This is a genomic window from Mesorhizobium sp. LSJC280B00 (genome assembly GCF_000502835.1).
GTDB lineage: Bacteria > Pseudomonadota > Alphaproteobacteria > Rhizobiales > Rhizobiaceae > Mesorhizobium.
Genome location: NZ_AYVL01000049.1, coordinates 1 through 19,921, shown reverse-complemented (window position 1 = coordinate 19,921; position 19,921 = coordinate 1). Strand labels below are relative to the sequence as shown.

At 64.5% G+C, this 19,921-nt stretch carries 22 protein-coding genes; 11 read left to right on the top strand and 11 right to left on the bottom strand.

Annotated elements, in window-relative coordinates:
* From X773_RS71565 to X773_RS71555, 3 genes are all read left to right on the top strand, one after another.
* A partial coding sequence (locus X773_RS71565; RefSeq protein ID WP_023680492.1) for a DNA translocase FtsK occupies positions 1–1,615 on the top strand: 1,615 nt, incomplete at its 5' end.
* A 134-nt stretch (positions 1,616–1,749) separates the two neighbouring features.
* Complete coding sequence (locus X773_RS71560) at positions 1,750–2,433, top strand: outer membrane lipoprotein carrier protein LolA (RefSeq protein ID WP_031213172.1); 684 nt, start codon at positions 1,750–1,752, stop codon at positions 2,431–2,433.
* 133 nt (positions 2,434–2,566) lie between these two features.
* Complete coding sequence (locus X773_RS71555) at positions 2,567–3,373, top strand: exodeoxyribonuclease III (RefSeq protein ID WP_023680490.1); 807 nt, start codon at positions 2,567–2,569, stop codon at positions 3,371–3,373.
* Positions 3,374–3,393: 20 nt separating this feature from the next.
* Here X773_RS71555 and X773_RS71550 read toward each other — a convergent pair whose 3' ends face one another.
* The 3 genes from X773_RS71550 to X773_RS71540 are packed head-to-tail and all read right to left on the bottom strand — an operon-like array spanning position 3,394 to position 6,573.
* Positions 3,394–4,245, bottom strand: a complete 852-nt coding sequence (locus tag X773_RS71550; RefSeq protein ID WP_023680489.1) for a TIGR01459 family HAD-type hydrolase — start codon at positions 4,243–4,245, stop codon at positions 3,394–3,396.
* Positions 4,242–5,528, bottom strand: coding sequence for an FGGY-family carbohydrate kinase (locus X773_RS71545; protein WP_031213171.1), 1,287 nt, complete (start codon positions 5,526–5,528; stop codon positions 4,242–4,244). Before X773_RS71545 ends, X773_RS71550 begins: the two co-directional genes overlap by 4 nt.
* A 1-nt stretch (position 5,529) precedes the next feature.
* Positions 5,530–6,573: a class II aldolase/adducin family protein gene (locus X773_RS71540; RefSeq protein ID WP_023680487.1), complete on the bottom strand. Its 1,044-nt coding sequence runs from the start codon at positions 6,571–6,573 to the stop codon at positions 5,530–5,532.
* Positions 6,574–6,800: 227 nt separating this feature from the next.
* Between X773_RS71540 and X773_RS71535 the strand changes: the two genes are divergently transcribed.
* The 6 genes from X773_RS71535 to X773_RS71510 all read left to right on the top strand — a co-directional run bounded on the left by X773_RS71535 (position 6,801) and on the right by X773_RS71510 (position 13,551).
* On the top strand, positions 6,801–7,583 hold the full coding sequence (locus X773_RS71535; RefSeq protein ID WP_023680486.1) for a DeoR/GlpR family DNA-binding transcription regulator: 783 nt from the start codon (positions 6,801–6,803) through the stop codon (positions 7,581–7,583).
* Positions 7,580–8,959, top strand: a complete 1,380-nt coding sequence (locus X773_RS71530) for a carbohydrate kinase (RefSeq protein ID WP_023680485.1) — start codon at positions 7,580–7,582, stop codon at positions 8,957–8,959. Before X773_RS71535 ends, X773_RS71530 begins: the two co-directional genes overlap by 4 nt.
* Positions 8,956–10,500, top strand: coding sequence for a sugar ABC transporter ATP-binding protein (locus X773_RS71525; protein ID WP_023680484.1), 1,545 nt, complete (start codon positions 8,956–8,958; stop codon positions 10,498–10,500). Before X773_RS71530 ends, X773_RS71525 begins: the two co-directional genes overlap by 4 nt.
* Positions 10,497–11,498, top strand: coding sequence for a ribose ABC transporter permease (locus X773_RS71520; protein WP_023680483.1), 1,002 nt, complete (start codon positions 10,497–10,499; stop codon positions 11,496–11,498). The genes X773_RS71525 and X773_RS71520 overlap by 4 nt, the downstream gene beginning before the upstream one ends.
* A gap of 86 nt (positions 11,499–11,584) precedes the next feature.
* Positions 11,585–12,523 (top strand): ABC transporter substrate-binding protein, encoded by a 939-nt coding sequence (locus X773_RS71515; protein ID WP_023680482.1) that lies wholly within the window; start codon positions 11,585–11,587, stop codon positions 12,521–12,523.
* Positions 12,524–12,639: 116 nt separating this feature from the next.
* Positions 12,640–13,551 carry a sugar phosphate isomerase/epimerase gene (locus X773_RS71510; RefSeq protein ID WP_023680481.1) on the top strand — a complete coding sequence of 304 codons (912 nt, stop codon included), beginning with the start codon at positions 12,640–12,642 and terminating at the stop codon, positions 13,549–13,551.
* A 15-nt stretch (positions 13,552–13,566) separates the two neighbouring features.
* Here the strand turns inward: X773_RS71510 and X773_RS71505 are convergent, their stop codons facing one another.
* Entirely contained in the window at positions 13,567–14,022 is a 456-nt protein-coding gene (locus tag X773_RS71505) for a cyclic nucleotide-binding domain-containing protein (RefSeq protein WP_023680480.1), read from the bottom strand.
* Between the two features lie 125 nt (positions 14,023–14,147).
* Positions 14,148–14,831 (bottom strand): response regulator transcription factor, encoded by a 684-nt coding sequence (locus X773_RS71500; protein WP_023680479.1) that lies wholly within the window; start codon positions 14,829–14,831, stop codon positions 14,148–14,150.
* A 144-nt stretch (positions 14,832–14,975) separates the two neighbouring features.
* Here X773_RS71500 and X773_RS71495 point away from each other — a divergent pair, with 144 nt between their 5' ends.
* On the top strand, positions 14,976–15,512 hold the full coding sequence (locus tag X773_RS71495; RefSeq protein WP_245274862.1) for a L,D-transpeptidase: 537 nt from the start codon (positions 14,976–14,978) through the stop codon (positions 15,510–15,512).
* A gap of 109 nt (positions 15,513–15,621) precedes the next feature.
* On the opposite strand, the gene X773_RS71490 is transcribed toward X773_RS71495, so the two are convergent.
* Positions 15,622–15,870, bottom strand: coding sequence for a hypothetical protein (locus tag X773_RS71490; protein ID WP_031213166.1), 249 nt, complete (start codon positions 15,868–15,870; stop codon positions 15,622–15,624).
* Between the two features lie 162 nt (positions 15,871–16,032).
* Between X773_RS71490 and gcvA the strand changes: the two genes are divergently transcribed.
* Entirely contained in the window at positions 16,033–16,953 is a 921-nt protein-coding gene (gene gcvA, locus X773_RS71485; protein ID WP_023680476.1) for a transcriptional regulator GcvA, read from the top strand.
* A gap of 3 nt (positions 16,954–16,956) precedes the next feature.
* Here the strand turns inward: gcvA and X773_RS71480 are convergent, their stop codons facing one another.
* From X773_RS71480 to X773_RS71460, 5 genes are all read right to left on the bottom strand, one after another.
* Positions 16,957–17,373 (bottom strand): DUF1761 domain-containing protein, encoded by a 417-nt coding sequence (locus X773_RS71480; protein ID WP_023680475.1) that lies wholly within the window; start codon positions 17,371–17,373, stop codon positions 16,957–16,959.
* Between the two features lie 48 nt (positions 17,374–17,421).
* Entirely contained in the window at positions 17,422–18,078 is a 657-nt protein-coding gene (locus X773_RS71475) for a methyltransferase (protein WP_023680474.1), read from the bottom strand.
* Positions 18,075–18,500 (bottom strand): EVE domain-containing protein, encoded by a 426-nt coding sequence (locus tag X773_RS71470; RefSeq protein WP_023680473.1) that lies wholly within the window; start codon positions 18,498–18,500, stop codon positions 18,075–18,077. Before X773_RS71470 ends, X773_RS71475 begins: the two co-directional genes overlap by 4 nt.
* Positions 18,501–18,635: 135 nt before the next feature.
* Positions 18,636–18,932: a YciI-like protein gene (locus X773_RS71465; protein ID WP_023680472.1), complete on the bottom strand. Its 297-nt coding sequence runs from the start codon at positions 18,930–18,932 to the stop codon at positions 18,636–18,638.
* Positions 18,933–18,958: 26 nt separating this feature from the next.
* Positions 18,959–19,921 (bottom strand): NAD(P)H-dependent glycerol-3-phosphate dehydrogenase (locus tag X773_RS71460; protein WP_023680471.1); only part of this gene is annotated, 963 nt, incomplete at its 5' end.

The following is a 19,921-nucleotide window of genomic DNA, read 5'->3' as shown; positions in this document are numbered from 1 at the left end:
GACACGCGTCGAGGCGCCGGCGCCGCGGCCGGCCCCCGGCGCCCGCGTCCAGCGCGAGGCGCAGACTTCGCTGATCGGCTCGGAAAAATTCGAGATGCCGTCGCTGCACTTCCTGTCGGAACCAAAGAACGTGGTGCGCGACGCCAGCCTGTCCAAGGACGCGCTGGAGCAGAACGCCCGCCTGCTCGAGGGCGTGCTGGAGGATTTCGGCGTCAAGGGCGAAATCATCCATGTGCGTCCGGGTCCGGTCGTCACGCTCTACGAGCTGGAACCGGCGCCCGGCATCAAATCGTCGCGGGTCATCGGCCTGTCCGACGACATCGCCCGCTCGATGAGCGCCATCGCCTGCCGTGTCGCCGTGGTGCCCGGCCGCAACGCGATCGGCATCGAATTGCCGAACGCCAGGCGCGAGACGGTCTATTTGCGCGAGATCATGGCCAGCCGCGATTTCGAAACCACCAAGGCCAAGCTGGCGCTGGCGCTGGGCAAGACCATCAATGGCGAGGCGGTGATCGTCGACATCGCCAAAATGCCGCACGTGCTGGTCGCCGGCACCACCGGCTCGGGCAAGTCCGTCGCCATCAACACCATGATCCTGTCGCTGCTCTACCGGCTGACGCCGCAGGACTGCCGGCTGATCATGATCGATCCAAAGATGCTGGAGCTCTCGGTCTATGACGGCATTCCGCATCTTCTGACGCCGGTCGTCACCGATCCGAAGAAGGCGGTGGTGGCGCTAAAATGGACCGTGCGGGAGATGGAGGACCGCTACCGCAAGATGTCCAAGGTCGGCGTCCGCAACATCGACGGCTTCAACGCGCGCGTGCAGCAGGCCGAGAAAAAGGGCGAAAGGATCTCGCGCACCGTGCAGACCGGCTTCGACCGCCAAACCGGCGAGGCGATCTACGAGACGGAGAACCTCGACCTCGAGCCGATGCCCTACATCGTCGTCATCATCGACGAGATGGCCGATTTGATGATGGTCGCCGGCAAGGACATCGAAGGCGCGGTGCAGCGCCTGGCGCAGATGGCGCGCGCCGCCGGCATCCATGTCATCATGGCGACGCAGCGGCCGTCGGTCGACGTCATCACCGGCACCATCAAGGCGAATTTCCCGACCCGCATCTCCTTCCAGGTGACATCGAAGATCGACAGCCGCACCATCCTGGGCGAGCAGGGCGCCGAACAGCTGCTCGGCATGGGCGACATGCTCTACATGGCCGGCGGCGGCCGCATCCAGCGCGTGCACGGTCCCTTCGTCTCCGACGACGAGGTGGAGAAAATTGTCGCGCATCTGAAGCTGCAGGGCGTGCCGGAATATCTCGACGCCATCACCGAGGACGACGACAAGGACTACGATGAGCCGACGGGCAAAGGCAGTGGCGGCGGCGACGGCGGTAATTTCGAGGATTCCGACGATCCCTACGACCAGGCGGTCGCGGTGGTGCTGCGCGACGGCAAGGCCTCGACCAGCTACATCCAGCGCCGGCTCGGCATCGGCTACAACCGCGCCGCCTCGATCATCGAGAAGATGGAGAAGGAAGGCATTGTCGGCCCGGCCAACCATGCCGGAAAACGCGAAATCCTGGTGCCGACGGAGGACGACAAGTTCTAGAGCGCGTCCGCGCCGGCAACTTTGAACCTTTTGGCGCGTTGCAGCGGACGGGCGCCGTGCGGCCCGCCAAACTTAAGCCCAACTGGGGGGCCAGACCAATATAACGAGCAAGCAATCAGATGATGGTGACCGGCATGAAAAACGCAACTCTCGCCCCAAGCAGGGATTTCGCCCCAACCCGCCGGCAGGTGCTCGGCCTCGGCCTGGTCCTGGCCGGTGCGGCGGCCGCCAACCTCGTGCCCGGCTTCCAGTTGCTGGCGTCGGCGCAAGCAGCGGTTCCGGCGACGGCGCAGAAGATCGCCGATCATTTCTCCTCGGTCAAATCGATGAGCGGCGAGTTCGTGCAGTTCGGACCCAAGGGCGAGCAGACCGGCGGCAAGTTCTTTCTGGAACGGCCGGGCAAGATCCGCTTCAATTACGACGGCGCCTCGAATTTCAGGGTGATTTCCGACGGCAAGTCGGTGGTCATCCTCAACAAGAAGCTGCGGACCTCCGACCTCTATCCGCTGTCGAAGACGCCGCTGAAGCTGCTGCTCGACGACAAGATCGATCTGTCGGGCGGGCGCGTCAGAAGCGTCAAGGAAGAGGACGATCTCACCACCATCCAGCTTGCCGACAAATCGGTGTTCGGCAATTCGAAGATCACCATGATGTTCGATCCGAAATCTTATGAATTGCGGCAGTGGACCATCACCGATGCGCAAGGCAAGGACACGACGGTGATGATCTTCAACACCAAGGAGGGCGTCAGCTTCGCCCCCGACACTTTCGCCATCGACTATACGGCGAACCGCGAGCTGAACACCAAGACGCGGTAACTTTCTACTGCTGCGGGATGGCTTTTCCGCGTTGGTGCAGGCGGCTTGTTTTTGCGGTGCGCGGCTGGCAGTAGTTTCCGCGATTGACTTCCGTCGGACCCATCCGGCGGATCTCGCGTTATCCGGAACCCACATGCCGTTTTCCGTCGCTACCTGGAACATCAACTCCGTCCGGCTGCGTATGCCGATCGTCGAACGCCTGCTGGTCGAGCAGGCGCCGGACGTGCTCTGCCTGCAGGAAACCAAGGTTCCGGACGAATTGTTTCCGGAGAAAGCGTTCCGCAAGCTCGGCTACGAGCACATCGCCTTCCATGGCCAGAAGGGCTATCACGGCGTTGCCACCATAGCGCGGCGGCCGATCGAGGTGGTCGAAAAGCGCCGCTTCTGCGAGATCGACGACAGCCGGCATCTGTCGGTCACCGTCAACGCCGGCGGCAAAACGATCCTGCTGCACAATTTCTACGTACCGGCCGGCGGCGACGAGCCCGACCCGGCCGTCAACCGCAAGTTCAAGCACAAGCTCGATTTCGTTGCCGAGATGAACGCCGTCCGCGCCGAGCATGACGAGCACTCCGGCTCGATCCTGGTCGGCGACCTCAACATCGCGCCGCTCGAGCACGATGTCTGGTCGCACAAGCAGCTCCTCAAGGTCGTCAGCCATACGCCGGTCGAGACGGAAAACTTCGAGGCAATGCGGCTCGCCGGCGACTGGATCGACCTGATGCGGCTCAATGTGCCTTACGAGGAGAAACTCTACACCTGGTGGAGCTATCGCGCCCAGGATTGGCAGGCCTCAAATCGCGGCCGCCGCCTCGACCATGTCTGGTCGTCGCCAAACCTGGTGCCGCATTTTGCCGGCTATGAAATCCTGCGGCCGGCGCGCGGCTGGGAACGGCCCTCGGACCATGTGCCGGTGATCGGGCGTTTCAACCTGGATTAGCTTTGTCTCGCCTTAACAACTCAGCGAAACCTGAAGCTATCCGCGATGTAGTCGGGACGGGCGTTCAGCGTGGCGAAAACGTCCTCCAGGTCAGGCGCCCCCGCCAATATGCCCGACAGGACCAGCGTCGTCGCGACGCCGACGCCGTTGCCGCCGGCGATGTCGTGCTCGACGCTGTCGCCGACGCAGACCACGCTGTCGCGCTCCGGGTGGCCCGCCAGTGCCAGCGCTGCCTCGAATATCTGCGGATTGGGCTTGCCAATGCGCGCCACGCTGCCGCCGAGGCTCTCGTAGAGATCGGCGAGCCGGCCGGCGCCGAAGCGAGGGCCGACGGCAGTCAGCATGATCTTGTCGGGATTGGTGCAGAAGCATGGCACCCGCCGCGCCGCCGCCGGACCAAGAAGCCGGCGATAATGGTCGAGGTCGTAGCGATCGCCCTCGCTGGCGGAAATCAGCACCAGTTCGGCATCGTCGCCGTCCTTGGCCAGGACGAAGGGCAGGCCGTCGACAGCCGAACGGTCATTGTCGCGGCGGATCAGCAGGCATTTTGTCTGCGGGCGCAGGGCTCCGGATGCTGCCATTTGGTGGAAGGAGCGCCACGCCACCTCGCCGGAGGAGACAAAGTGATCCCAGCTTCCCGGTTCGAAACCGAGCTTCAGCAGGCGGCGCTCATTGGGTTGCGCCCGCTTGCCGGAATTCGAGATCAGTACGATGGTCTTGCCGGCGCGCTTGAGTGCCGACAACGCTTCGACAGCACCTGGATAGGCGCTGGTGCCGTCGTGCAGCACACCAAATTGGTCGAGCAGGAACACCTGATAGCGGTCGGTCAGCGCGGCGATGCCGTCGAGGTGTTGAATTGCCTTGGCCGTCATAAAAGCCCCGCTGCGCTTGCGCCCATCAGCGCCAGCCGCGCCGTGCCGGCAGCGGCCTCCTCCGAAAGAGCCGGCACGAGAGCGACGCCAAGCTTGCGCTGCCGGATCGCTGTCCAGGCCGGATTGGCCGCACCGCCGCCGACGCTCCTGACCGATGTCAGCCGGGGGGCGCCGAGTTCGGCAAGCCGGCGATAGCCGAGCGCTTCGATCGCCGCAATACCCTCGAACATCGCTTTCAGATAGTCGGCGTCGTCGGCGGGCCGCGGCTCGAGGCGCGGCGGCAGCGCCGGATCGGCTATGGGGAAGCGTTCGCCCGGCGCCGGCAGCGGGTAATAATCGAGGCCGGTCTTCGTCGCCGGGTCGATTTTTTTGCTGAGTTCGACAATGCGGGCGACGGGGAAATGCTGGGCCAGCACCTTGCCGCCGGAGTTCGAGGCGCCGCCCGCCAGATAGGTGTCACCCAGCCGATGGCTGTAGATGCCGAATTGCGGCGCCGAGATCGGCCGGTCGGAGAGGATCTTGATGGTCAGCGACGAGCCGAGCGCGGTAACGCCGTCGCCCGCGGCACTCGCACCGGTCGCCAGGAATGAGGCGCAGCCATCCGTCGTGCCGGCAACGATAACCACGTCGCGCGGCAGGCCGAACATTTTCGCAGCGCTGGCGGTGAGCGTGTCCGTGACATCGCCCGGCCGCACGATGCGGGGCAGGAATTCCATGCGCACGCCGGTCGCCGCGATCCAGTCCGGCCAGCGCCGGGCCTCGACGTCGTAGCCGGTCTTCAGGGCGTTGTTCTCGTCGCTGACATCGAAGCGGCCGGAAAACTGTCCGGCGATCCAGTCTGCCTGGTGCAGCACAGTGGCGACGCCGGGCAGGTGCTGGAAAGACAGCGCCTTGGCGAGACCGGAGGTCGCCCCAAGTGCAGCGCTCGTTGCCGGTGCCGCGCCGGCTATTGCTGTCAGAATAGTGTCGTCAGCGACCTTGTCGTTGTACATCAGCGGTTCGGCCAGCGGCCGCCCGGCGCCGTCGACCGGCAGCAGCGTGCCCGACGTACCGTCGACGGCGATCGAGCGCACTGCCGCGCGATCGATACATTTGAGCAGTTCCGCCAACGCCGCGCCGACCGCCTCCCACCATATGGCGGGGTCGCGGCCGTTCGGCCCAAATCGCTCGAGGGCAATAGCGGAATGCGCGGCAATGGAAAAATCCGGACGCATGGCGACGGCGCGCGCGCCGGATGTGCCGATGTCGATGCCGATGGCAAGCGGGCCAGACGAACGCGGCATGTCAGCTGCCTCCGGCATTGAGTTTCTGACGATATTTTTCGGCGTCCCAGTTGATCAGCTCGTCATTCTCCGCCGCTGTCAGATAATTCAGCTTCGCCGCGACATCGATCCGCGCTGTCACGTCGGAAAGGCAGCGCTGCATGGCGTCGGCACCGGCGCCGGCGTCGCCGCGCATCAACACGCCGAGTCCAGGAAACAGGATCGCCGCGGGTGCGGCGCCGCAGCGCTCGATGACGCGCTTCACACCCTCGTCCGGTCTCGCCACGACCGAGCCTTCGCCGAGAAAGATGACGTGGTCGGGGTAGAGGCTGCCACCCGAAGCCATGCGGCAGCTTTCGGCGTCGATCGCCACCGCATGCGCCTCAACGTCCGCCGGCAATCTGTAGTCGCTGTCGCCGGCGCGCGCCGTCAATGCCGCGATGTCCGGTTCCGCCACCTGGCGCGGCGGCCGCGCCAACAGTCGTGTCACGCGCCGCAGCAGCATGTCGGCCGCGGCGACGGTCTCGGCTGCAACGACCAGGCCGTGATTGCCGAGGATCAGGATATCCACGCCTGGCCGAAGGCGCTCGGCTATACCCTGCGCGAGTGGCAGTCCCGGCCGGCGATAGGGAATATACGCCCATTGATGGCCGTCGAGCCGCCTGGCGGCCTCGGCCTCGCAGTCGGCCTGCACGGCCAGCGAAATGGTCTCGACGCAGTGAACATGCAGAACGATGCGCTGCGGCATCAGCGCATGCACGGTGGTCTCGATCGACGGGCGCAAGCCGCGCGCGTTGAGGGCGTCGACAGTGAAGGCCTGCGGCTGTTCGGCGGCCGGGTCGCGCCGTTCGATGGCGTCGAGCAATGGCGGGATGCCGACCGGCACCATGATGTCCGCGATGAGCGCGTCCTTCAGCCAGGTGCCGGAGGCCTTGATCCAGAGCGTGTCGCCGGCTTTCAGCGAGGTGTTGCCGCCGGCGGCCTGGGTCAGATGCGGGTCGCTGCCGATGGCGGCCGAAAGCGACCGCAGCGCTGCCAGTTCCTGCGCATCCGCACTGATCGTCATCAAAATTCCTCCACAAACCGGCCGCGTGGCCACGGCTTTGGACGTCCCGGTGCCGGGACGAAGACCGACGCTGGTATCGCAGATGCGAGTAAGTTACGTCAACAGTGATGTTATCGCGTCAGATCAGGCTTGCAATCCGAGGCGTGTTGAGTAAGTTGCACCAATTGCCGTGCAAAATGGCAATGCATGCAAAATGCTTGGGAGGCAAGCGCATTGGGAGGTAAGGGTTGAGCGACTCCGGCCGCCAGCGCCAGATTGTCGAGCTTTTGCGGGACCGGCCTTTCGCATCGGTGCGCGAGTTGCAGGAGCGGCTTGGCGTGTCGGCGGCGACAGTACGGCGCGACATCGACAAGATCGACGAGGCCGGCGAAGCGCGCAAGGTCTATGGCGGCATCTCGGCGCTCGATGGCGCTTCGCAAGCCGGCGTCGCCTATGCCAGGCCCTATGACGAGAACCGCGACCTCGCCGTCGAGGCCAAGCGGCAGATCGCCGCTCTAGCCGCCACCATGGTGCGCGACGGCGACGCGGTCATCGTGCATGGCGGTTCGACCTGCTTCCATCTCGGCGTCAAGCTCGCCGACCGCAACATCCGGCTCTACACCAACTCGATGCCGCTCGCGGCCTATCTCAGCGACCACGGCCATTGCAGCCTCACCGTCGCCGGCGGCGAACTGCACCGCGAGCCGGGCATCATCCATTCGCTGACGCAGACGGTGCCGTTCTACGCCTCGAAGTTCTTTCTCGGCGCGCAAGGCATCGGCCAGGAAGGCCTTCTGGAATCGCACCCGCTGCTGGTCCGCTCGATCGTCGAGCTCAGCCTCTGCGCCGACCAGATCGTCGTGCTGGCCGACAGCCGAAAACTGTCGATCCACGCGCGCAATGTGGCACTGCCGCTGTCGCGGATCGGCACGCTGGTCACCGATGACGGCCTGTCCGAGACAGATGCCCGCATGCTCGAAGATGCCGGCGTCATGGTGCGGATCGCGGCTTCCTCGGGAGGCGCCCAGTGAACATCGCCGTCCTCGATTTCGGCAAGACCAATTCGAAGCTGTTCGTCTTCGGCCAGGACGGACAGATCCTCGAGGAGCGCCGCACCCAGCCGAGCTGGATCCGCAAAGGCGGCTTCAGCGTGCTCGACGAGCCAGCGCTGCACGACTGGGCGGCTCGCGCCATCGATGATGCAGTCGACACGCATGGCGTGGAAGGGCTGATGGTATCCGGCCATGGCTGCACCTTCGCGTTGGTCGACGAAGCCGCGCTGACGCATCCGATCCTCGATTACGAGCAGGAACCGCCAGCTGAAATCGCCGCGCAGATCGACCGCCGCATTCCGGATTTTGCCGAGACCTTTTCGCCGCGCCTGCCGCTTGGCTTCAACTACGGCCGCCACATGTTGTGGCTGAAGGAGGTGGAGCCCGGTGCCTTCGCCACAGCGAAATCGATCCTCGGCTACCCCCAATATTGGAGCTGGCGGTTTGGCGGCCGGCCGGTATCGGAAGTGTCGTATCTCGGCTGCCACTCGCATTTATGGGCGCCGCGCAAACGCGATTTCAGCTCGCTGGTCGATGCCGAGGGCTGGCGCGGCCAGATGCCCGCCTTCGAGCGTGCCGGCGCGGTGATCGGCGAGCAGCGCTTCGGCCAGGCCGCGAAGCCAGTCGCCATCCATAATGGCGTCCACGACAGCAATGCCGCGCTCCATGCCTACCGCCGGCAGCAGCTCGGGCCGGTGACCGTGGTCTCGACCGGCACCTGGGTGGTCGTGCTCAATCCGGACTGCCCGCTCGACGCACTCGACGGCGAGCGCGACATGCTGGTCAATGTCGATGTCGATGGCGGCCCGGTGCCAACCGTCCGCTTCATGGGCGGGCGCGAATTCGCCACGATCAGCGCCGGCTGGCAGGGCGCAATCGCGCCGTCATCGATACAACGGGTGATCGACGCCGGCATTATGGCGCTGCCGAGCTTCGCGCCCGGCGGCCCGATGCCGCACCGCCGCGGCGAACTGGTCGGGCGTGCGCCCAATGCCGAGGAACGCGCGGCCATGGCGCTGCTCTATGTCGCGCTGATGGTCGATCTGTGCCTCGAGCTGATCCATTCGGACAACACAGTGATCGTCGACGGCGGCCTGAACAATGGCGGGCTGCTTGCCGCGTTGCTGGCGCAGTTGCGGCCCGGGCAGGCTTTCCTGCAGGGCGCAACGCTGGAGGGCAGCGCCACCGGTGCTGCCGCACTTGCCTTCGAAAGCGTCGGACGCGAGTTTGCCACCGAAGCGCCGGAGGCGGTGCATGCGGCAAGTTTCAGCGGCCTTGCCGGCTATCGCAACGACTGGCGCGGCCTTGCCGCCGACCGGGCTGTGGCCAGCGCAGCTGCAGGAGGTGCGCGATGAGCGCCGCCGCCCGGATCGAGACGGTGCGCCAGCCGGTGCTGGAGATGCGCCACATCTCCAAGACGTTCGGTGCGATCCGCGCCTTGCACGATGTGTCGCTGACCGTTCACGCCGGCGAGCTGCACGCGCTGATGGGCGAAAACGGTGCCGGCAAGTCGACGCTGATGAAGGTGCTGTCCGGCGCCTACCGGCCGGACCCCGGCGGCGAAATCCTGATCGACGGCGTGCCGGCCGCGACTGGCGACCCGATCAAGGCGCGCGCCGCCGGCATTGCGGTCATCTATCAGGAGCTGTCGCTGGCGCCTAATCTGTCGGTAGCGCAGAACATTTTTCTCGGCAACGAGCCGCGACGGTTCGGCGTTGTCGACCGCGAGCAGTGCAATCGGCGCGCCAGCGAGATCATCGCGCGGCTCGGCGTGACCTTCTCGGCGCGCACTCCGGTCGCAAGCCTGTCGCTCGGCGAGCGACAGCTGGTGGAAATCGCCCGCGCACTGTCGACCAATGCGCGCATCATCGTCATGGACGAGCCGACCACGTCGCTGACCTCGCGTGAGACCGACCGGCTGTTCGAGGTGATCGCGACGCTGAAGTCGCAAGGCATCGCCATCATCTACATCAGCCACCGTATGGAAGAGGTCTACCAGCTCGCCGACCGCGTCAGCGTGCTACGCGACAGCGGCTATGTCGGCACGCTCGACCGCGCCGACCTGAACGCCTCGCGCCTGGTATCGATGATGGTCGGGCGCGATCTGTCGACGTTCTACAAGAAGGATCACCGTCCGCCGGACAGCAAGCGCGCCATCGCGCTGTCGGTGCGCGGCATGTCGGACGGCAATCTCATAAAGAATTGTTCCTTCGACCTCCACAAGGGCGAGGTACTGGCACTGGCCGGCCTGGTCGGCTCGGGCCGCACCGAACTGGCACGGCTGATCTTCGGCGCCGACAGGCACACATCAGGCACGCTGGAGCTCGGCGGCAAACCGATATCCATCGGTTCGCCGAGCGAGGCGCTCGATGCCGGCATCGCCTATCTGACCGAGGACCGCAAGCAACTTGGCCTGTTTCTCGACATGTCGATCTCCGACAATATCAGCATGGGCGTGCTGGCAAAGGACGCGAAGGCCGGCGGTTTGCGCGACTTCACGGCTGCCGAAAAGCGCGCCGCCAAGGCGGTGTCAGACCTCTCCATCCGCACCAGCTCGGTGCAGGCCAATGCCGGCTCGCTGTCGGGCGGCAACCAGCAGAAGGTGCTGCTCGCCCGCCTGCTGGAAACCGAGCCGCAGGTCGTCATCCTCGATGAGCCGACCCGCGGCGTCGATGTCGGGGCGAAGTCGGAAATCTATCGGCTGATCGACAACCTGGCCAAGAAAGGCATCGCCATCCTGATGATCTCCAGCGAACTGCCGGAGGTGATCGGCATCGCCGACCGCGTGCTGGTGATGCGCGACGGCACCATTGCCGGCGAGGTGACGGCGTCGGAGGGCGAGCCGCTGCGGCAGGAAGCGATCATGGAACTTGCAACGGGAGCGGCTCAGCGATGACCGACAAGGCGGCCGACACGATGAAAGCGGACGACCGGGCGGTCGGCAGGAGCACGAGGTGGCGTACCGCCATCGCCGCACTCGGCATGCTGCCGATCCTGATCCTGCTGGCGGTCGGCTTCCAGTTCATCAATCCGCGCTTTTTCACCCAGACCAATCTGCTGATCGTCATGCAGCAATCGTCGATCAACATCGTGCTGGCCGCCGGCATGACCTTCGTCATCCTGACCGGCGGCATCGACCTGTCCGTCGGCTCGATCCTTGCCGCCTCGGCGATGGTGGCGGTGATGGTGTCGCTGGTGCCCGATTGGGGACTGCTGGGCGTGCCCGCGGCCATTCTCGTCGGGCTCGGTTTCGGCGTCATCAACGGGCTGCTGATCGCCTATATCAAGCTGCCGCCCTTCATCGTCACGCTGGGATCGCTGACCGCCGTGCGCGGCGTCGCCCGCCTGCTCGGCCAGGACACGACGGTGTTCAACGCGGACCTGCCGTTCGACTTCATCGGCAACGGTTCGCTGTTCGGCATTCCGTGGCTGGTAATCATCGCGCTGGCGGTCGTCGTCCTGTCCTGGCTGGTGCTCAAGCGCACCGTGCTCGGCACCTGGATCTACGCCGTCGGCGGCAACGCCGAGGCCGCCAGGCTGACCGGCATCAAGGTGCCGCTGGTGCTGCTCTTCGTCTACGGCGTTTCCGGCCTTCTGGCCGGCCTTGGCGGCGCCATGTCGGCGGCCCGGCTCTATGCCGCCAACGGGCTTCAGCTCGGCCAGTCCTACGAACTCGACGCCATTGCCGCAGTCATCCTCGGCGGCACCAGTTTCGTCGGCGGTGTCGGCTCGATCTGGGGCACGCTGATCGGCGGCCTGATCATCGCCGTGCTGTCCAACGGGCTCATCCTCGCCGGTGTTTCGGACATCTGGCAGTACATCATCAAGGGATTGGTCATCATCGTGGCGGTCGCCCTCGACCGTTACCGGCTCCAGGCAGGAGCAAGAACGTGATGGCCCTTAGTCGCCGGCATCCAACGAGCCGGTTTCATGTGTAACGCACCGTGAGAGGCGCGGGGCATCAGGAGGAAAATAAAACAATGAAGACCATCGCTAAACTGCTCTGCGGCGTCGCCCTTGCGGCCGCCGTCATCGCGCCGGCATCGGCAAAGGATCTGAACAAGGTCGGCATCTCGGTCGGACTGCTCGGCAACCCGTTCTTCGTCGCCACCATCAAGGGCATCGAGGACGCGGCCAAGAAGATCAACCCGAATGTGCAGGTGACCTCGGTATCGGCCGACTACGATCTCAACAAGCAGGTATCGCAGGTCGATTCCTTCATCGCTGCCGGTGTCGACGTCATCATGCTCAACGCAGTCGATGCCAAGGCGATCGCGCCGGCGGTGAAGAAGGCGCAGGCGGCCGGCATCGTCGTTGCCGCTTTCGACGTTTCGGCGCCGGGCGCCGACGTCACCGTGATGACCAACAACGTCAAGGCCGGCGAAGAGGCGTGCCAGTATCTGGTCGATAATACCGGCGGCAAGGGCGACTATGTCATCCTCAATGGCCCGGCCTCGTCGTCGATCCTGGAGCGGGTCAAGGGCTGCAAGGACGTGCTGGCAAAGCACCCCGACATCAAGATCCTTTCCGACGACCAGAACGCCGAAGGCTCGCGTGACGGCGGCCTGAAAGTGTTCCAGTCGCTGCTGACGCGTTTCGACAAGATCGACGCGGTCTTCGCCATCAACGATCCGACGGCGATCGGCGCCCAGCTTGCGGCCAAGCAGCTCAACCGCTCGGAGTTCATCTTCACCGCGGTCGACGGTGCACCCGATATCGAGAAGGAACTCGCCTCCGGCACGTCGATGATCAAGGCCTCGGCCTCGCAGGATCCCTATGTGATGGCCGGCCAGTCGCTGACGATGGCGGCTGACCTGCTTGCCGGCAAGAAGCCGGCCGAGCCGACGGTGCTGCTCGACCCGAAGCTGATCACGGCCGACAATTTGCAGGATTACAAGGGCTGGACCGCGGCTCGCTAAGCCTCCCAAGCCTGGTGCGGCCGGGATGACCGGCCGCACCTTTTTTGTCCGAGCAGCGGATTGCCAAAACCGCTTTGGCCTTGGGTCCGCTACTCCTGGAATGACCGGAGACAATCATGTCGCGCATCGGAATCCACTCATTCGTCTGGTCGGCGAGCTCGGCGCAGGGCGACCTCGAGCGGACGCTGGCCAACACCAGGGAAGCCGGCTTCGACCTGATCGAATTCTCCTATCTCGACCCCGCCAATGTCGACATTGACGGCTTGGCCAAGCGGATCGCCGATCTCGGCCTCGGCGTTGCGATCAGCATTGGACTGCCGGCCGACGGCGATATTTCGAGCGCCGACAAAACGATTGCCGCGCACGGCGTCGAAATCCTGGAACGTACGATCGCGCTGACCCGCGATCTCGGCGGCCAGAAGGTTGCCGGCATCCTCAGCACCAGCCACGGCTTGCAGAGCGAGGCGCCGACGCGTGACCAGTGGAACCGCAGCGCCGGCACGCTGGCCGAGGTGGCGGACACGGCAAAATCAGCCGGCGTCACCCTCAACCTCGAAATCGTCAACCGCTTCGAAAGCAATCTGCTCAACACCGCCGCGCAAGGCATGGCCTTCATCGCGGACAGCGGCTCCGACAATATCTTCCTGCATCTCGACAGCTTCCACATGAACATCGAGGAGGCCGATGTCGGCTTGGCCATTCGCAATGCGGTCGGGAAGATCGGCTATGTCCATATCGGCGAGAGCCATCGCGGTTTCCTCGGCACCGGCAATATCGATTTTGCCGCGATATTCGATGCGCTGACCGCCATCGGCTACAGCGACGACCTCAGCTTCGAATCCTTCTCCTCGGAAATCGTCGACGAGAACCTGTCGCGGAAAACCGCGATCTGGCGCAATCTGTGGACCGACAATATGGAGCTGGCCAAACATGCGCGCCGCTTCATTGCGCTCGGACTGGAGACGGCACGGCGCAAGGCCGAGCTTGTTTCCGCAACGCACCCGCAGTTCCGAAATCGATCTGGTTAGGCCAGAGGCGCTATATTAGCCGGCAAAACGCGGCCCAAGTTCCTCGATGCGGCGGATCATCGCCTGGAAATCCTCCAAGATGCGCTGGTGCAAGTGAACCGCCAGTTCCGGGTATTCCTCGAGGATGCGGCGGAACATCTTGCGGCTGAGCCGCAGCACTTCCGAATCGATTTCGGCGGAGGCGCTGGTCAGCCGGTTGGTGTCGGCGATCAGCGCCAGTTCGCTGAGTATGGTGCCGGGGCCGGCGGTGCCGATCGGGATGCGCTCGCCGTCGTGCTCGCGGTAGAGCACGATGCGGCCGCTGACCACGATGTAGGCCGAATCAGCCTCGTCGTCCTCGCGGTAAAGCTTGTGGTCGGCTTTCAACATGGTGGTTTCGGCGCCGAAGGCGAGCAGACGCAGCTGTTCCTGCGTAAAGCCCTCGAAGAGCCTCACGGTGGACAGGATGCGGATGTCGTCATCCAGCGCCATCTAGCTATGTCCCCGAACCGTCAGTCCGACTCCTCCCCTACGAGGCCGATCCAAAACCACCTCCAGCCTCAGGACCGTACCCGAAAAGCGCCCCGCCCGGATCGCTTATTTGAATAATGAAATGTTTAAGGAACCAGCTTGTAGCCGCCGCTTTCTGTCACGAGAATTTCCGCGTTGGAAGGATCGCGCTCGATCTTCTGGCGCAGCCGGTAGACGTGAGTTTCGAGCGTATGCGTGGTGACGCCGGAATTGTAGCCCCAGACTTCCTCCAGCAGCACGTCGCGGGTCACCACCTTCTGGTCGGCACGGTAGAGATATTTGATGATCGAGGCTTCCTTTTCGGTCAGCCGCACCTTGGCGCCGCGCGGGTCGATCAGAAGCTTCTGGCTGGGCTTGAACGTGTAGGGGCCGACCGAGAAAGTGGCGTCCTCGCTCTGTTCGTGCTGGCGCAACTGCGCGCGGATGCGGGCCAGCAGCACGGCAAAACGGAACGGCTTCGTCACATAGTCGTTGGCGCCGGCCTCGAGGCCAAGGATGGTGTCGGAATCGGTATCATGGCCGGTCAGCATGATGATCGGCGCCTTGTAGCCGCCCTTGCGCAATATCTTTACCGCCTCGCGGCCATCCATGTCGGGCAGGCCGACATCCATGATGAGCAGGTCGATGAGCCCGCCACGCGCCGTGGCGACGCCTTTGGCGGCGGTCGCTTCCTGCAGGACATCGAATTCCTCATAAAGCGACAATTGCTCGACAAGGGTGCCGCGCAGGTCGTCATCGTCGTCGACGATCAGAATGGTGCGTGAAGTCATGGATCAATCCGTTGTTTTGAAAAGAGATTTCAGTTGACCGCTGCCTGTTTATGCGGAAGCTGACCGGCACAACAGCCGTTCACAGTGATTTGTTCCGTGGCACGATCATACAAGAAAAAACACGATCGCAATGCAGTCGGCGCAATTTTGCCGAAAGGGCTCACCGTGCTCACCGTGCGCGCGCGCCCCGGCCAACCCAGCCAGGGCTTTCTGCAGGCCGGCAAACTGGTGTTTCCATGTGCGCTGGGGCATGGCGGCATCTCGGCCGGCAAGCGCGAGGGCGACGGCGCCACGCCGCTTGCCTCGATGCGGATATTGTCGGGATATTTTCGCGGCGACCGTTTTGCCGGCGGCCGCCGGACGCGGCTGGCGATGACGCCGATCGGCCGCGACCTCGGCTGGTGCGAAGTGCCTGGGGACCGCAACTACAACCGCCCGGTCAAAATCCCCTATGGCGCCAGCCATGAGCGGATGCTGCGCACCGACGATCTCTATGACGCCTGCCTGGTGCTGGACTGGAACATTGTGCCGCGCCGGCGCGGGCGCGGCAGCGCCATCTTCTTCCACCTGGCGCGCCCCGGCTTCACGCCGACGCAAGGCTGCGTCGCGGTAACGGCCCGCACCATGGCACGGCTGCTGCCGCTGCTGTCGGAGCGGACGGTGGTAAGGGTGGTGAGGTAGTGAATAGTGAATAGTGAGTGGTGAGAAGCGATCGGTAGGGACATGTGCAGGCGCACCGCCTAGCTTCCCATTCACCATTCACCATTCACCATTCACCATTCACCATTCACTACTGCCCTATCCGCTTCCTCGGCCTCTGCCAACCGATGTCGAGAAGGCCGAGCCGGCCGAGTTCGCGGTCCATGGCGCGTGCGATGTCCTTGCGTTCGCCGCCGATGTCGCGAAGCTGGCGATCGGCGAGATCCTCGACATTCTCGTAGGGAAGATTGACCGCGATTTTTGCATGCCGAAGCCAGTCAAGCATGGCGCGCAGCCAGGCCGAGCGGAGGGTTACCGAGCGCAAGGCGATGTCAGACATGATGCAATCCGCTTCTCCGGACATCAAATCCGGTTTGATGTTTCTTCGATGCTCAGATCATGGCGGATTGAAATTCAAACGGGAAACGAGTAGTTTTTTCTGCATCTTCAAGTTTTGTTTGAGGGTTGGAATGCTCGACCGAACCCTCCTCGTCTGGCACTGATGGCGCGCCTGCTGCCTGGAACCCGTGCGCTGCGGACGCTGGAGGCAGCGGCGCGGCACCTCAATTTCACCCGCGCCGCCGACGAGCTCGGCCTGACGCCGGCAGCGGTCAGCCATCAGATCAAGGAAATCGAGGATCAGCTCGGCATCGTGCTGTTCACACGCACCAGCCGCACGATCCGGCTGACCGAGGCGGGCGCGGTGCTGTTCGAAGCTTCGACCGATGCGCTCGACCTGCTTGGCCGGGCCGTCTCACGGGCGCAGAAGACGGCGCGCGGATCGGCGCTGCTGAAGGTCACCCTCGATGCGCAATTCGCGACGAAGTGGCTGATGCGGCGCGTCGACGATTTTCGCAAGCAGCATCCGGCAATCGAGCTGCGTTTCGACATCAGTTACGAGGTGCGCGACTTCGATCGCGACGACGTCGATCTCGGCATCCGTTTCGGCACCGGCAAATATCCGGGGCTTCGCTCGCACCGGCTGTTCGAAAACGTCATCATCCCCGTCTGCAGCCCGGCCTTGCTGCGGGGGGGGCCGCGGCTGAAAGAGCCGCGCGACCTGTTTCATCATACGCTGGCCCATATCGAGTGGTCGCGCCAGGGCGTCACCTGGCCCAACTGGAGCATGTGGATGGCGGCGGCGGGCGTCGACGATTTCGACGGCAGCCGGACCATCGTGTTCGGCAACTCGACCGATGCCGTCCAGGCCGCGCTCGACGGCAACGCGGTCGCGCTCGCCGATTTCGCCATGGTGGCAAACGACCTGTCCGAAGGCAGGCTGATCCGGCCGTTCGAACTCGGCATCAAGGTGGCGCCTGAATTCGCCTATTTCCTGGTCTATCCGGAGACCGCGGCGAATGATCCGCGCATCGTCGCCTTTCGCGATTGGCTTCTCGAGGAAATCGCCAAGACGCCGAGCTGACGGTCAGCCCGCCGCCGCGCCGAACCAGCCGATCACCGCGCCGATGAGAAGCAGCACGCCGAGCCAGTGACCAACATCGATGAGCGTCAGATCCCAGCCGAAACCTTCGTAGCGATGGTTGACCGAAAGCGTGGTGGCGACGAACCCCAGCCAGAGAACGAAGCCGAAGATCACCCCGGCAAGCAGGCTCGGCTCGCCGCCGGTTACGGCGCCGATGATCAGCGACATGACCAGCGCCATGACGAGCTCCGCGATGAAGGAGACGACGAAGGGTAGCATCGATTTACTCATCGTCGCCGGATCAAGCTTGGCGGCCTTCAGCCACGGCTTGCTCAAGCCCATGTACCAGGCCGCGCCGAACAGCCACGCCACGACGGCAGCAACGATTACCGCCAGCCAATTGATTGCTGAAAAATCCATGGTTCCCTCCGGTCGATTGCGCGATGGAACGCCTGTTCGGCGATGCCGTCAAGCAAGGCGCCAGACGGTGGTGCGCTTGACCTCGGCGTCCTCCAGCGCCCGGGTCACCGCCACTTCATAGACGGCAAGCGGCTCCAGCCCGGTCTTCGGCAGATAGGAACGGCCGGGATCGCCGACGAGAATGTCGCCGCCGCGCGCCTTCAGCGCGACGAACCACGGCATCAGCCTGTCGGCGAAAGTTTTGTCGTAGAAGACGTCGCCGGCCAGCACCAAGTCCCAGCCGGCATCGCTGCCGATGCAGTCGCCGATGAGGAATTTTATCTCGGTCCCATTTGCCTCGGCATTGAGGCGGATCGCGGTCGCGCAGAATGGGTCGATATCGGCGGCGATCACCTCGGCAGCTCCGGCCTTCACCGCGGCAATGGCGACAAGGCCGGAGCCGGAGGCGAAGTCCAGCACGCGCTTGCCGCGCACCGCCGCCGGATTGTCGAGGATGTAGCGGGCAAGGCCTTGGCCGCCGGCCCAGGCAAAAGCCCAGAAGGGCGGCGGCAGGCCGATTTCGGTCAGCTCGTCCTCGGTCCGCTGCCATAGTTCATGTGCCTCGTCGGCCAGGTGCAGGCGGATCTCCGGCACATGCGGCGGCGCCATCAGCGCCGTGTTGTCGAGGATGAATTTCCTGGCGCTGTCCGGCGTCAGCGCCGTCATGGCGCCGGCGTCAGGCCGCCCATGCGGCAAACCTCTTGCCATTCGGCCGGCGTCACCGGCTGCACAGACAGCCGCCCGAGCCGCACCAGCGCCATGTCGGCCAGCTTTGGATTGGCCTTGGCTTGCTCCAGCGTCACCGGCTTCGGCATGGCCTTGAAGGCGCGGATGTCGACGCACTCCCAGCGGGGATCGTCGGTGGTGCTGTCCTGATGGGCCAGAGCGCAGACTTCGGCGATGCCGACGATGTCCAGCCCGTCATTGGAATGGTAGAAGAAGCCGAGATCGCCGATCTGCATCGCCTTCATGTTGTTGCGCGCCGCATAATTGCGCACGCCGTCCCATTGCGTGCCGGCCTTGCCCTTGGCCTTGAGGTCCTCGAAGGAGAAGACCGAAGGTTCGGATTTGAACAGCCAGTAGTTCATTGTGTTGCTCCTCCTCAGGGTGCCGCCGCGACTAAAAGCGCGTCGCGTTCGACCGGCCTCATGCGACGCGCTTTAGGTTCTTGTTGTATGCATGTCGTTATCACAAAACCGCTGCACACTTTTGCGCGACATGCATCAGATATCCGCCGGCTTGTTGAAGCTCCAGTTCCACTGCCGGATTTCGACGCTTTCGAACAGCCCTGCCTTGGTATAGGGATCGGACGCCGACAGGGCTCTTGCCGCAGCCAGATCGGGCGCCTCGACAACGGCGAGAGTGCCGTTCGGCTTGCCGTCGGCGTCGAGGAACGGGCCGGCGAAGGCCAATTTCTTGTCGCCGTTCAGCCCTTCCAGGAAGGCAAGGTGCTTGGGCCGCGTATCGAGCCGCACCTGCAGCCTTCCTGGCTTGTCCTTGCAAATCAACGCAAACAGCATCTTTCCATCTCCGCAATCGTTCGCGATTACATGTCGGTTTCGGTCTTGAGTGGCCTTGTCATCAACGCCGACACAGCCTGGTCTATGGTTATGGTGCCGTCCAGTATGGCGGCGACGGCGGCGATGATCGGCGCGTCGATCCGGCGCTCGCCGGCGATGCGGGCGGCGATTGCCGCCGTCGGCACGCCTTCGGCCAAAGGCAGGCCGGCAAGCGGCTTGCCTTGCCCCAGCGCCAGCCCATAGGCGAAATTGCGCGACTGCGCGGACGAGCAGGTGAGCAGCAGGTCGCCGAGGCCGGAAAGCCCCATCAGCGTCTCCGGCTTGGCGCCAAAGGCGGCGCCGATGCGGCGCAATTCGACGAAGCCGCGCGTCACCATCGCCGCCTGGGCGCTGGCACCGAGCCCGGCGCCGGTGACGGCACCCGCGGCAATGGCAAAGACGTTCTTCAGCGCGCCGCCGATCTCGACGCCGATTAGATCGTCGCTCGAATAACAGCGCAGATTTTCCGCCGAAAAGCGGGCGGCAAGGTCGGTGGCCAGAGCCTCGTCGCGGGCGGCGACCACGACGGCCGTCGGCAGGCCCCTGGCGACGTCGGTGGCAAAGCTTGGGCCGGACAAAGCGGCGACCGGATTTGCCGGCAGTATTTCCTCGGTGATGGACGATAGCAGCGCGCCGGTGTCGCGCTCGATGCCCTTGGCGCAGAGGACCAGCGGGATGCCTTTCGGCATATGGCTGGACGCGGCCGTCAGCATAATCCGCAACGATTGCGCCGGCGCTACCGCCAGAACGCAGTCGGCACCGTCGAGCGCCGCCTCGATGTCGCTCGTCGCCACGATGCCGGGATCGAGCGCGATGCCCGGCAGATAGCGCGGATTTTCGCCACGGTCGACCGCCGCGACGGTCTCCGGGTCGCGCGCGTAGAGGCGGACGAAATGACCGGCGCGCAGCGTGGCCAGCGCCAGCGCCGTGCCCCAGGCGCCGCCGCCGAG